Source organism: Bacillus cereus group sp. BfR-BA-01492, assembly GCF_022662815.1.
In the GTDB taxonomy this organism is placed as follows: Bacteria; Bacillota; Bacilli; order Bacillales; family Bacillaceae_G; genus Bacillus_A; species Bacillus_A cereus_BD.
Genome location: NZ_JAKUEH010000003.1, coordinates 286,878 through 299,158, shown reverse-complemented (window position 1 = coordinate 299,158; position 12,281 = coordinate 286,878). Strand labels below are relative to the sequence as shown.

Here is a 12,281-nt window from a genome sequence, read left to right as displayed (position 1 = left end):
GGAACAATCATTGGGAAATGTAGTAGTCAAATTAGAAAATGTTTATAAAAAGATTGGTGGAAATGAAATTATTCGCGGTCTTTCATTTGAAGTGGAAGCGGGAGAGGTATATGGATTTCTTGGGCCGAACGGAAGCGGGAAAACGACAACAATTCGCATGATGACAGGTCTTATTGCTATGACAGAAGGGGATATTATGATTTGCGGTCATAGTATTCGGACAGAACGTGAGAAGGCGTTAGAACACATTGGAGCGATTGTTGAAAACCCAGAATTATATGATTATATGACAGGTATGCAAAATTTAAAGCATTTTGCTAATATGGCTGTTACACCAATTGGTAAAGAGCGCATCGCTGAAATTGTGAAGCTAGTTGAACTAGAGCATGCGATTCATAAAAAGGTAAAAACATATTCACTTGGTATGAAGCAGCGTCTAGGAATTGCTCAAGCACTGCTTCACAATCCGAAAGTTCTTATTTTAGATGAACCGACAAACGGATTAGACCCAGCTGGTATTCATGAAATTCGTGATTATTTACAAAAATTAGCGAAAGAAAAAAATATAGCTGTCATTGTATCGAGCCATTTATTAAGTGAGATTGAATTAATGTGTGATCGCGTTGTCATTATTAAGAATGGTCAATTTGTACAAGCGTATAACTTACATGAGCAAGCAAAGCATGATGAAACTGTTGTCGTAATGTTTGAAGTAGATCAAATCGAATGTGGAAATGAAATCATTCAAGGCAAGGTGCAAGAAAATATTATTGTTGCTTCTGTAACAAAGACTAAAATTCCGCAAATTGTGAAACAACTTGTTCATCATGATATTCTTGTATATGGTGTTACAGTACAAAATAAAACACTAGAAGATAAGTTTTTATCAATTACAGGAGGAGTGAAGGCATAATGGTAAAATTAATCCAAAATGAATATTTAAAATTACATGCGAAAAAAGGTATATATTTTTTAATGGGAATATTAGTTGGATTAGAAATTATAATAGCGATCGGTATGAAACAATGGGCACCGGCTGAGTTGCAAATTTCTGGATACGGTTCATTTACAAATACAATGTTGAGTTTGATATTTCTTATTGTAACAATTTTTGGAATCACCTTGGCAACTCGTTCTATTACAGAAGAATTTCAAAAAGGAACAATTAAACAGTTGCTGATTCGTCCAAGAAAGCGAGTTACAGTTTTATTTTCAAAATATATAACAATTGCATTAGTTATAACAGTTATATCATTTATTACTTTCATGATTTCCGTATTAATTGGAATGGTTGTTTTTGGTGGAGAAAAAGAGGGACTAACAGTTGCTGTATTAATGAAGAAGTTTATGTATGAGATAGTATCATTGTTATTCTTTATAACATTAGCTTTTTGTTTAGCAAATATTTTTAGAAAATCTGTATTATCATTAGTTATGTCCCTATTTATTTTTTTCTTAGAAGGAACAATTAATACGGTATTAATGATTTTGGCAAAAGGTGTAGCAAAGTTCTCTGTTTTTTCTCATTTAGATTTAAGTGTATACGATAGTAATGAACTCATTAACGCTGGAATGAAACCTCCATTTGCTGGATTTACTTTTACAACATCATTATTAATCGTTATCACATACTTTGCTATATTACTGATTGTGTCAAGTGCCTTATTCCAAAAACGTGATGTACTATAAATGATAAATCCTCCGCAATGAGCGGAGGATTTATTAATAAATTTGTTCTGTTTCCTTATTGTATATCGTCTTGTAGTGATTTTCTTAATGGCAATTAAGATGGATACAATACTTATAAAGAAATTATAATGGTCTGGAAAATGATTGTGATTATAGAAGTACGCATGAATTTATTTCTACAAATATACGTTTCATAATGTAATAGATTTAAGGATAGATGGTATCATATTTTCAAAGAAATTCGTATAAAACATTTTTCTTATTTTCAACACGTTAAGATGTTTTATAAAATGAAAGTATAAAACGCGACATTTGGCATTATCTTGTAAAGAGGAATTTTTATTACATAGTTTCATTGAAATGTAGTAACAAATGAACTGAGCAAAATAGGAAGAATTTTATGGATATATCATCTTGGGGGTGTTTTTTATTCAATACGCATTTTCACATATAAGACTTCGTAGTTTTTTTGCATGGATGATTTTAGGAATGATTGTTACAGTAGTACCATTAACGGTGATAGGAGTTTCAGAAACAATTGAAGATGTCTTCATGCAAACGACAGTGTTTTTTATATTTCCATTATTATGGCTCTATATAAAAACACAAAAAAATAATATTGTATTTACTAGTTTTTTTGATAAAACATCAAAAATGAATTGGAAATTAATTTTGATTGCAACAGCAATGGGAATGATTTTTTCTTTTGGTGTATCATTTATTCAATTTTACATACTAGCACATCTTGTCCCGAATTTTATTGTAGATATATTGAATGATACTAGTGTAATTGATACGAACAATGTGTTCACAACGATATTTAGCTTTATTTCGGCATGTATATTTGCACCAATTATGGAAGAAGTGATTTTTCGAGGTTTTTTCTTACAACGTATGACAGTAAAGTGGGGGATTAAACGAGCTGTAATCATTTCATCTCTTATTTTTGGGCTAGGTCATTTTGATATTGTAGGCGCTTTCTTATTTGGAATCATCATGTGCCTTTTGTATATTAAGACACAAAATATATGGATGAACATTGCCGTGCATGCTTTAAATAATTGTATTGTAACGATTATGCAATTAATAGGGGGAGAAGGAACAGACGATACGATTTCTGCTAGTGCATTACAAGGAGCAGGAAACTTATGGGCTGGAGCGATTTTTATTTTGATTAGTTTATTATGGTTTGTACCTTTTATTCGGAAGAATTGGCGAAATATAAAGGAGACAGGAGTGCCGCCTCTTCGTTTCATCAATGAAGAAAAGAGAACAGAAATAACGCCGCGAAATGAAATATATAGTCAAGTTATTATAACGGAGCGATTGATGGCTGTAGAATTACCGGATGAAGTTGTCAATCGGATTAAGTTAGAAGAAAATGATGAGGTAACAATAACGGTAGAGAATGATCAAATGATTATTAAAAAAGCTGAGCAAAGTAAAAAGTAGCCCTCCGATGAAAGGAAGGCTACTTTTTTAATGAATAACAATTTCTACATGGAAATTATTTCCTTTTTTTACGTATTTAATATCTGTAACGGTACGAATTGTTTTTAAAATCTCTACTTTTTCCCCAATGCGGGGAATGGTAGGAACATTATCCCAAATGCCAAGCAAGTCATCTTCCTGCGCTGTTTTTTCATAAAACCAAATTTTCAAAACGATACCCCTTTCTTGAACTTTATGTATTTTAATACATAATAAAACATTTTTATTCTTTTTGTAAGGGGTTTTTAAGGTCATTTTGAATAAAAATTAATTTTTATTCTTCTGGGAAAACATGTTCCATATCAGGCGTTAGTGCAACTTCTGATAAGACAATATGAGAAACAGTTGTTGCATAGGAAGAGACATCATTAATAAATTCCTCAAGTTCAACTAAGGAAGGAACAGAAATTTTCACGATATAACAGAGGCTGCCTGTTACTCGATAACAAAAGCTTGCTGATGGATAAGACTGAATAAATTGTTGCATACGTGTTGTATCACCATTTTTTAAAGTAATTTCTAAAATACAATCTAAAACGAGGCCAGCTTTTTTATAGTCGATATCGATTGTATATTTTCGAATTACCCCCTCACTTTCTAATTTACGAACACGTTCTGTTGTCGAGGGTGCGGATAAATTCACACGTTTTGACAGCTCTCGCATTGAAAGGCGACTATCATTATATAATTCATTTAAAATTTTACGATCCACACGGTCTAATGGCATTTGTAAATATACCTCCAGCAAATTTATATTTTTTGTAAAGAAAACATATAAATTAAGATTCATATGAAATGTAAAGAACGTCTTATCTATTTTACAATAAAAGTGTAAAGAGGAGGAGAGAGTGATGGAGAGAATTGCATTATCAAATGTAGGAGATACGAAATTTCAAAAGTTATTAGGTCATAATCCAGATATATTACATTCATGGAATGCGTTAGAGAAGACACTATATCATACAGGAAATCTTTCGCCAGAGTTGAAGGAGCAAGTAAGAAGAACATTAGCGTATGGGAATGAATGTCCGTACTGCATGGCAAAGGGAAGACCTGATGATATGCAAAAGGTGGAAGAAATTAGTGTAGCAGTTACTTTTGCACATACATTTGTTCATGATCGAAAGGCGATAGATGATACTATGTTTCATGTATTAAAACAATATTGGACGGAAAAAGAAATGGTAGAGCTTTGTGCGTATATTTGTTTTATTACTGCGTCGCAGCAACTTGGTTTTGTATTTCAATTACAACCAACCGAAGGGGAAAATGATGATGAATCAAATAGCGCTTATCATAATTGATGTACAAAAGGCGTTTCAATTACCATACTGGGGCGAGAGAAATCATCTTTTTGCTGAAGAAAATATAAAGTGAAACTTTAATCAGTGGGGGTTTTCTTCATCCCCCACTGATTATGAGCCCTCACCAATCGGGCTGTTACGGGCAGTTAATCTCCCACCTATCTTCCTTGCTTCTCTCTGAATCTTGAGGTGGGAGTCTTACTGCCCGTTAATGCGGGATAAAAAGTTTGTTGGAAGAATGGAGAAAAAGGAAACTACCAATTTTTCATATTCAACATATAAATAAAGAAAATGTTCAGTCGATGTTTTATCAATATGCAGAAACAGTAAACTTCAAAGAAGAAGTGAAACCATTAACAGGTGAAGTGATTATTCAAAAATCTGTTAATAGCGCGTTCATTGGGACAAATTTAGAAGAACAATTAAGAGAGAAAAAATGTAATACGGTAGTGATTGTAGGATTAACGACAAATCATTGTGTGGAGACTACAACACGAATGGCAAGTAATTTAGGGTTTATAACGTATGTAGTGAGCGATGCAACAGCTACATTCAACCGGACAGGGCCAGGCGGTATAGAGTATAGTGCAGAGGCAATTCATAATATGACACTTGTAAATTTACATGAAGAATTTGCTACGATTATGGTGACAAAAGAGGTATTAAAGTTATTTCGAGAAAATAATTGCATAATTATATAGAAAAAAATAAGAATATTTCGTATAATTTAAGTATAATTATTTTGAGAAATAGGGGTGGCAGTATATGGAGCAAATTCCAGTGAAAAAAATAGAAACCGTACTCGTTTTAGCAGAGGATGATAAGCAAAAACAAAAAGAATTTTATGAACTGTTACTTACGACTCACTTTTATGTTGCTGGTACAATTGAAGCAGAGGATTCAGCAAAAGAAGGAACGTTGCGTTTACGCCATTTTCAAGGAGAGGGCAGATGGATTGTTCCGTTCTTTACGCAATTGGAATTTGTAAAAGAAGTATTGCCAGAAGATACGCCCCTTATTACGATACGTGGTAAAGAATTGTTTGAAAGTGTGGATAAGGACGCAACGGCGGTATTAAATGTAGGCACGGAAATAAGCAAAACATTTATTCCTGAAGAAATCGCAGATATTGTGTCTGGTCGCATCTTTCAGTATTACAATTAAAAAAGAAAAGCCATTTCGGCTTTTCTTTTTTAGTTTGTAAATGGCACGATACCGGAAGGGATAGAAACTGTATTTCTGTTTGTATTCATTGTGACCGTAATCCCAAGGGGAATCCCAATATTAGGGCTAATGTGTCCAATTGGTAAGCCAAATAGAACTGGGATATGATGCGGTGCAAAGTATTCGTATAATATCGTTTGTAACGATTGAGATGGTTTTGAAGGAATGCAGTCATGACAGCTTGTAAAAATAACGCCTCGGCATTTATTAAATTTTCCAGATAAATGGAGTTGGTTCAACATGCGATCAATGCGATATGGTTCTTCTCCAATATCTTCAAGCAATACAATTTTATTTGCTGTATCGATTTCAAATGGTGACCCAAGTGTACTTGTCAGCACAGTTAAATTCCCTCCAATGAGTGTTCCAGTAGTGAAGCAGGAAGGGGCTGGTACAATACATTCTGATGTCGTCAAGATAGATGAACAGGGATGGAAGAGCTGATTGAAAGAAGAAAGCGATAGAGAATCTATCCCTTTTCCTAATTCTTCAATCATCGGACCATGGAACGTCACGAGGTTTGCATAGCGTGAAAAAGCAATATGTAAAGCTGTAATATCGCTATATCCCCAAAAGATTTTTCGGTTTTGTTGAATGAGTTCATATTGAATGTGAGGGAGGAGACGAGCACTTCCGTAACCACCTCGTGCACAGAAAATTGCCTTTACTTCATTATTTGTAAAGGCCTCATGTATATCATCAAGACGAACTTGATCACTTCCAGCTAAATACCCATACTTCTCATAAACACTCTTTCCAATTATTACGGATAAGCTCATCTCTTGTAATACGTTCACACCTTTTAATACATTTTCAAGTGTTGGTGGGCCAGACGGTGCAATAATCATTACTGTATCACCTTGTTTTAACGCATTTGGATATATCATTGTTTTCAGCCTCCTTCTCTTTCAATATATTCGCTTCGTATGAAATTCAATCCTTGTAAAAGAAGGGGAAAGCTTGTCAAATAAAGAAGATATAAGGAGAATAGGAGGGAAAATGATGTTTACAAGTCGAGTTACAGACATATTACAAATTAAGTATCCTATCATTCAAGCAGGTATGGCAGGTGCGATTACGACGCCAGAACTTGTGGCAGCGGTCAGTAATAGCGGAGGATTAGGCACGCTTGGAGCCGGCTATATGAGCCCAGAAAAAATTCGTGAAGCGATTTATAAAATAAGGCAGTTAACTCATAAGCCTTTCGGTGTTAATTTACTTTTAACGAAAGAGATACAAGTAGAAAAAGAGAAGGTAAATGAGGCGAAAGTCTTACTTAATGGAATGAATAGAGAGTTAGGTATAGAGGAAGAAGAGGTATTAAAGCTTCCAAAAAGTTATAAAGAACAATTACAAGTGCTAGTAGAAGAAAAGGTACCAGTCGTTAGCTTTGCGTTTCAAACGTTAGAACAAGAAGAGATAGATGCTTTAAAACGAGAAGGAATAAAAGTAATTGGAACAGCTACTCATGTAAGCGAAGCGAAGGTGCTTGCGGAATTAGGAGTAGATATTATTGTTGGACAAGGAAGTGAAGCGGGAGGGCATAGAGGAACGTTTATCGGTAAAGAACAAGATGCTATGATTGGTACGTTTGCGTTAATACCTCAGTTAGTAGCAGCAGTCTCGCATATCCCGATTGTCGCAGCAGGTGGTGTAATGAACGGGAAAGGGTTTGTTGCTGCGTTGGCATTAGGTGCAGAAGGTGTTCAAATGGGATCAGCCTTTTTAACGAGTGAAGAAAGCATTACACATGATGTATATAAAGAGGCCATATTGCAAAGTACAGATACGAGTACAACTGTTACGAGAGCATTTTCTGGAAAATATGCAAGAGGTATACGGAATATTTTTATAGAACAGCATGAAGGAAAAGAGGATAGACTCCCAATGTATCCAGTGCAAAACGTATTAACTTCTAAAATACGCCAAGAAGCAGCGAAACGAAATAAGAAAGAATATATGTCGCTTTGGGCAGGACAAGCATCATCATTAGCACGAATAGAATCAGCTAAGCACGTAGTAGAGCGAGTTATGACAGAAGCGGAGAACGCCATTGAACAATTAGAAAATGTATATAGAAAAAGACCACTTGAGTAATTCAAGCGGTCTTTTTCTTAGTTTGTTTTATAAAATTGTTGGATGGCCTCGTCGATGTAAACCCAGCCTTTCCAACCTAAGTGCATATGATCTTTTAGGAAAAACGTATCATATTCATGATTTGAGAAGTCGGCAATTGGATATCCAGCTTTCTTAATTTGCTCATGAACTTTTTTGTAGTACAATTCGCGGCGTTCTTTCGGGAATCCAGCGTAATCGTACCAAGTCCCTTTGACAGGAACAGAAATGAAGATTGGTTTTGCACCTGTTTGCTTTAATAAGTCAAGTACAGTTTGTAAATCTTCATACTCTGGAGATTGATCATAAGCATCATGTTTTAAGTATCCTTGACGTTGTTTCAATTTCTTTTTAATTTTTTTATTGAAATAATGATCTTCGATACCATATTCATTCGATTGTGATTCCATTTTACCAGTTTCATCTGCATATTTACGCGCTTCTTCCCAGTTCATTTGTTTCAATGATGGATCAAGCTTTTCTTTTGGTGTTTTAATATGAAACAGTGCTGTAAATAAATCTTTACGATCTAAAATATTGCGATACAGATAAGCAAAAGGTTTTACAGCCATTGCTTTTATTTTATGCTCTGTATCATCATAAACAATACCTTCTAAAGAAGTTTTCAACAATGTTTCTTTCTTTACAATTTCAAAGTTTAGCAAACGCTTTGCAATTTGTTGTTTCATTTCCGGTTTTAAATCATTGTTGAAAATGAAATGATATCCTTGTTGCTTAGAAAAGTTAGGTGCAAAATGCGTTTCGTCAATACCGTGTGGGACAAACCATTGAGGTGAAAGAACAAAGACCATTTTTTTATCTTTTAATTGATCCATTGTAGATGCAAAGTTTAATACATGTACAAGGTTCTGTGTTCCACCTCGTCCAAGAAGGAATGGTGTAAATCCTTCTGGTTTTACTTTAAAGTAATTGGATGGATGGAAAGCATCCATTCGAGCAAACTCCGATGAACCATACATCGGAAGATATTTCGGGTCTTCTAACATTTTTTGCTGTAAAATCATACTTTGAATTTTTTCTTCTTGTAAAGAAGTAGCAGCTCGTTCTACTTTCTCATCACTGACAAGTGGAAGTAGAAAGCGTGTTGGAATAAGTAAGAATACAGCAAAAAGGGCCAATGCTAGAAGCATCGGTCCAAATTTTGCTTTGTTCATCGGATTTCTTCCAATTTCTTAATAACCATATTTGGTGTTGCCCACTCATCACGGTCGAAATCAGAAATAGAAACTTCAATACCTAAGCGCTCTTGGAATTCTACTAATAAAGATACGACAGCGAAAGAATCAAGAATACCTTCTTCAAATAATTGAACATCTAGATTTTCTTTCACAATATCGTTTTCACATACTTCTTCTAAAATATCTAATACTTGTTCTTTAAATTCTGCCATTTTAAAAAATCTCCTTTATATCCGAAATGTATTATATATGCGAACTTCTTAATGAAATAAGAAGTGATGCATTAAAAGTATCTGTTTAGGTGACCAGAGAAGATTAGGAAACCGAAACATACAAAGTGGAATGTAATGACAACCGCAAGGATATGCATCCATTTATTATTTGGCCAAAATTTATGCTTCTTGTTTTTTCGTTCGAAAATATCAAACAAGATAAATAAAGCAGCATGATAAAGGCCGTAAATAATATATTGATATACATGCTCACCAGTAATGTGCCATATCCCCATAATGAAAAAGTTTAAAAATGCGCCGATATATGAAATCGTATATCTATTTTTCAATAACTTTTTCTTCGTTGCAAAAAAGACAAAGCGCATATAGATAAAGTCACGGAACCAGAACGATAAACTCATGTGCCAGCGATTCCAAAAGTCTTTAATGTTACGACTAAGGAATGGTTTATTAAAGTTTTCAGGAGTTTTAATTCCCATCATATAACTGATACCAATTACGAACGCACTATAACCTGCAAAGTCAAAGAATAACTGCATGCTAGTAGCGTACATAAAAATCACATTAGATAAAAGTGTATCTTGATTGGCGAATACTGCTTTTACAAGATATGTTGTTATCAAGTGCGCAATTATAAACTTATACAGAAAGCCTTGGAAAATACGGTTAAGCCCTGTATATAGTAAATTTTGATATTCCTCAGCACTAGGTGGCTTTTGGATATCTTTTTGGAATCTACGATAACGATCGATAGGTCCACTTGAAATCGCAGGGAAGAATAAAACGAATTCCCAGAAATTAAAGAAGGAAAGTTCTTTAATTAAATTATCACGAACTTCAAAGACAATTTGTACAGCCCTAAATGTTACGTAAGACATACCTGCGAAAACAATAAAATGCAATTCAGGTACAAACGGTGCAATTTTTGCCAAGATAAGTGGCAAAATCGATAAAATAATAGCTATACAAAACATGAATGTACTATTATTTTGTTTTCTTAAAAGTAAATAGCCTTTAATCAGGGCATATTGCCAAATAATAAATGCGGCTAACATAATCGCTTGCTTCGGTTTATCCGAGAAGATAATAGCAATCATGATTAATGTTAAAACGGCATTATATTTACGCAACATTTTACCTTTTAATCCAGCTATGATAGTAGGTATTAATAAAATGCCTACTATCACGAAAAAATAAAATGATCCATATGCGGTCATGCTGTAACCTCACTCAATAATTTTTTGCGATCTACCTTTCCATTTGGTGTCATTGGAATAGAAGATTGATACATGAATTTACGTGGAATCATATAGTTTGGTAATCGCTCATTGAGTTCTTTTTTAATTGCAGATGTTAATTTAAATTCCTTTTCAAACGAATGCTCTCCAGGAACAACAACCGCTAATAAATAATCATATTTCTCACCTTTTTTAATTGGAACAATAACTGCTCCTTCTACGTAAGAACATGCACGAAGATGATGCTCAATTTCTTCTAATTCCATTCGATACCCATGAAGCTTAATTTGGAAATCAAGACGACCATTATAGAATAGAAGACCGTTTTCTACATAGCCAGCATCGCCTGTTTTATAGGCGCGCTCGCCGTCAATCATAGTAAATGACTTTTCTGTTAATTCAGGGCTTCCTAAATAACCAACGCTTACGCTTGGGCCAACAATTACGATTTCACCTTTTTCCCCATCTGATGCAATCGTTCCATCTTCTTTCATAATAAGAAGACGGCAGTCGGATTTACAATAGCCAACTGGAAGGGATTGATACGTATCAATAACTTCTTGCGTAACAGGAATACTTGTTACAGCAACAGTAGCTTCTGTAGGACCATACGTATTCATAATTGTTGCTTTTGGAAAACGTTCCATTAATTTTTTCGCAACCTCATTTGGTAATACTTCCCCGCAGAATAAGAATGTTTTCATGTTTGGTAGCATACTTTCAGAGAAAGAAGCTTCCATTAAACACATTTCTGCAAAAGATGGTGTCGAAGTCCATACTTGAATGTTCGATTGTTTTAATGATGCAAATAAATCTTTTGGACGTGCAATCATATCTTTATCGATTGTCCATAGTGTACCACCTGTTACTAATGATGGGTAAATATCCATTACAGATAAGTCAAATGAGAAAGGTGCTTGGTTTAAGAATACTTGTCCTGTTTGTAAGTTGAAATCTTGGATCGCCCATTTTGTAAAACTAACAAGACAGTTATGCGTAATTTGTACACCTTTTGGATTACCTGTGCTTCCTGATGTGTAAATAATATAGAAGTTCTCATCATCTTTTACTGCATGTTCAGGGTTTGGAATTTTCCCTTTATGTGTAAAGAAAATGTCTTGTAAGTTGTTTTGAGATATAGTGCGAACTGGTAAGTCAGTTACAGTTAATTCTGCTGCTGATAAAAGAAGTTTCGCACCAGAACTTTCCGCAATACGTAGTACACGGTCAGCCGGAATAGATAAATCAACAGGAATATAAGCGTGTCCGGCTTTTACACAACCTAAGAAGCTGATAATCATTTCAGGTTGCATATGGCCATACACCATAATTGGTGAACGATCATCTGGATATTCAGATGAGATCCAATGTGCTAATGCATCAGAATCTTCTTTTAACTGTTTGTACGTAATCTTTGCATCTCGCCAAACGAAAGCGGTTTGATCAGGCGTTTCTGTCGCCCACTTTTCGATTTGTTCTAATAACTTCATAACGTTCTTCCCACCCTAAAATTCATTGTAAATAAATGTACTTGTGTTTGTATCATGAAAGCCATACAACCAAAGTAATGCAAATAAAATTGCAAGGTAATAAAAGGTTTTTGTAAACCATTGTGTGAGTGGTCGAGACCATATCTCTTTTAATCTTTCCATGTCTTTCCCTCTCTTATAAAATGATAACTCTATGTAGGTAGCATGTCCTACATAATTGTGAAAAAAACAAAATTCCACATTTTAGGTAAAAATAAGATAAAAGGCTCTTTTCTGATAGTAGCACTAAATACTAAAA

Annotated in this window: 15 protein-coding genes; 7 read left to right on the top strand and 8 right to left on the bottom strand. The window is 34.4% G+C overall.

The features are described 5' to 3' along the window. The first annotated feature begins 10 nt into the window (after positions 1 to 10). From MR063_RS06765 to MR063_RS06755, 3 genes are all read left to right on the top strand, one after another. Positions 11 to 913, top strand: a complete 903-nt coding sequence (locus MR063_RS06765) for an ABC transporter ATP-binding protein (protein WP_242195487.1) — start codon at positions 11 to 13, stop codon at positions 911 to 913. After that, positions 913 to 1,689, top strand: a complete 777-nt coding sequence (locus MR063_RS06760) for an ABC transporter permease (protein ID WP_242195485.1) — start codon at positions 913 to 915, stop codon at positions 1,687 to 1,689. The genes MR063_RS06765 and MR063_RS06760 overlap by 1 nt, the downstream gene beginning before the upstream one ends. A gap of 429 nt (positions 1,690 to 2,118) precedes the next feature. Then, positions 2,119 to 3,141, top strand: coding sequence for a CPBP family glutamic-type intramembrane protease (locus tag MR063_RS06755; RefSeq protein ID WP_242195640.1), 1,023 nt, complete (start codon positions 2,119 to 2,121; stop codon positions 3,139 to 3,141). A 27-nt stretch (positions 3,142 to 3,168) separates the two neighbouring features. On the opposite strand, the gene MR063_RS06750 is transcribed toward MR063_RS06755, so the two are convergent. Together MR063_RS06750 and MR063_RS06745 are read right to left on the bottom strand one after the other, a co-directional pair. Further along, positions 3,169 to 3,351: a DUF3913 family protein gene (locus tag MR063_RS06750; RefSeq protein WP_242142521.1), complete on the bottom strand. Its 183-nt coding sequence runs from the start codon at positions 3,349 to 3,351 to the stop codon at positions 3,169 to 3,171. 103 nt (positions 3,352 to 3,454) lie between these two features. Then, on the bottom strand, positions 3,455 to 3,907 hold the full coding sequence (locus MR063_RS06745) for an Lrp/AsnC family transcriptional regulator (RefSeq protein WP_242142522.1): 453 nt from the start codon (positions 3,905 to 3,907) through the stop codon (positions 3,455 to 3,457). 124 nt (positions 3,908 to 4,031) lie between these two features. Between MR063_RS06745 and MR063_RS06740 the strand changes: the two genes are divergently transcribed. From MR063_RS06740 to MR063_RS06725, 3 genes are all read left to right on the top strand, one after another. Beyond that, positions 4,032 to 4,484: a carboxymuconolactone decarboxylase family protein gene (locus MR063_RS06740; protein WP_242195482.1), complete on the top strand. Its 453-nt coding sequence runs from the start codon at positions 4,032 to 4,034 to the stop codon at positions 4,482 to 4,484. 218 nt (positions 4,485 to 4,702) lie between these two features. After that, positions 4,703 to 5,185 (top strand): isochorismatase family protein, encoded by a 483-nt coding sequence (locus MR063_RS06730; protein WP_242195636.1) that lies wholly within the window; start codon positions 4,703 to 4,705, stop codon positions 5,183 to 5,185. 64 nt (positions 5,186 to 5,249) lie between these two features. Beyond that, positions 5,250 to 5,648 carry an SseB family protein gene (locus MR063_RS06725; protein ID WP_242195479.1) on the top strand — a complete coding sequence of 133 codons (399 nt, stop codon included), beginning with the start codon at positions 5,250 to 5,252 and terminating at the stop codon, positions 5,646 to 5,648. 29 nt (positions 5,649 to 5,677) lie between these two features. Here the strand turns inward: MR063_RS06725 and MR063_RS06720 are convergent, their stop codons facing one another. Further along, a complete protein-coding gene (locus MR063_RS06720) occupies positions 5,678 to 6,595 on the bottom strand; it encodes a S66 peptidase family protein (protein ID WP_242195476.1) in 918 nt (305 codons plus the stop codon). A gap of 73 nt (positions 6,596 to 6,668) precedes the next feature. Here MR063_RS06720 and MR063_RS06715 point away from each other — a divergent pair, with 73 nt between their 5' ends. Beyond that, positions 6,669 to 7,805, top strand: a complete 1,137-nt coding sequence (locus MR063_RS06715) for an NAD(P)H-dependent flavin oxidoreductase (RefSeq protein WP_242195474.1) — start codon at positions 6,669 to 6,671, stop codon at positions 7,803 to 7,805. Between the two features lie 17 nt (positions 7,806 to 7,822). Here MR063_RS06715 and dltD read toward each other — a convergent pair whose 3' ends face one another. The 5 genes from dltD to MR063_RS06690 form a co-directional block, all read right to left on the bottom strand. Continuing rightward, complete coding sequence (gene dltD / locus MR063_RS06710; protein ID WP_242195471.1) at positions 7,823 to 8,998, bottom strand: D-alanyl-lipoteichoic acid biosynthesis protein DltD; 1,176 nt, start codon at positions 8,996 to 8,998, stop codon at positions 7,823 to 7,825. Further along, a complete protein-coding gene (dltC, locus tag MR063_RS06705) occupies positions 8,995 to 9,234 on the bottom strand; it encodes a D-alanine--poly(phosphoribitol) ligase subunit DltC (protein WP_011984169.1) in 240 nt (79 codons plus the stop codon). The genes dltD and dltC overlap by 4 nt, the downstream gene beginning before the upstream one ends. A gap of 71 nt (positions 9,235 to 9,305) precedes the next feature. Continuing rightward, positions 9,306 to 10,472, bottom strand: a complete 1,167-nt coding sequence (gene dltB, locus MR063_RS06700; RefSeq protein ID WP_242195468.1) for a D-alanyl-lipoteichoic acid biosynthesis protein DltB — start codon at positions 10,470 to 10,472, stop codon at positions 9,306 to 9,308. Beyond that, positions 10,469 to 11,983, bottom strand: coding sequence for a D-alanine--poly(phosphoribitol) ligase subunit DltA (gene dltA / locus MR063_RS06695; protein WP_242195465.1), 1,515 nt, complete (start codon positions 11,981 to 11,983; stop codon positions 10,469 to 10,471). The genes dltB and dltA overlap by 4 nt, the downstream gene beginning before the upstream one ends. A 15-nt stretch (positions 11,984 to 11,998) precedes the next feature. Further along, positions 11,999 to 12,145: a teichoic acid D-Ala incorporation-associated protein DltX gene (locus MR063_RS06690; protein ID WP_140388401.1), complete on the bottom strand. Its 147-nt coding sequence runs from the start codon at positions 12,143 to 12,145 to the stop codon at positions 11,999 to 12,001. Between the last annotated feature and the right edge of the window lie 136 nt (positions 12,146 to 12,281).

Coding starts and splice junctions, on each gene's coding strand:
- MR063_RS06760 (WP_242195485.1), top strand. CDS start 913: ATGGTAAAATTAATCCAAAATGAATATTTAAAATTACATGCGAAAAAA.
- MR063_RS06745 (WP_242142522.1), bottom strand. CDS start 3,907: ATGCCATTAGACCGTGTGGATCGTAAAATTTTAAATGAATTATATAAT.
- MR063_RS06740 (WP_242195482.1), top strand. CDS start 4,032: ATGGAGAGAATTGCATTATCAAATGTAGGAGATACGAAATTTCAAAAG.
- MR063_RS06725 (WP_242195479.1), top strand. CDS start 5,250: ATGGAGCAAATTCCAGTGAAAAAAATAGAAACCGTACTCGTTTTAGCA.
- MR063_RS06720 (WP_242195476.1), bottom strand. CDS start 6,595: ATGATATATCCAAATGCGTTAAAACAAGGTGATACAGTAATGATTATT.
- dltD (WP_242195471.1), bottom strand. CDS start 8,998: ATGAACAAAGCAAAATTTGGACCGATGCTTCTAGCATTGGCCCTTTTT.
- dltC (WP_011984169.1), bottom strand. CDS start 9,234: ATGGCAGAATTTAAAGAACAAGTATTAGATATTTTAGAAGAAGTATGT.
- dltB (WP_242195468.1), bottom strand. CDS start 10,472: ATGACCGCATATGGATCATTTTATTTTTTCGTGATAGTAGGCATTTTA.
- dltA (WP_242195465.1), bottom strand. CDS start 11,983: ATGAAGTTATTAGAACAAATCGAAAAGTGGGCGACAGAAACGCCTGAT.
- MR063_RS06690 (WP_140388401.1), bottom strand. CDS start 12,145: ATGGAAAGATTAAAAGAGATATGGTCTCGACCACTCACACAATGGTTT.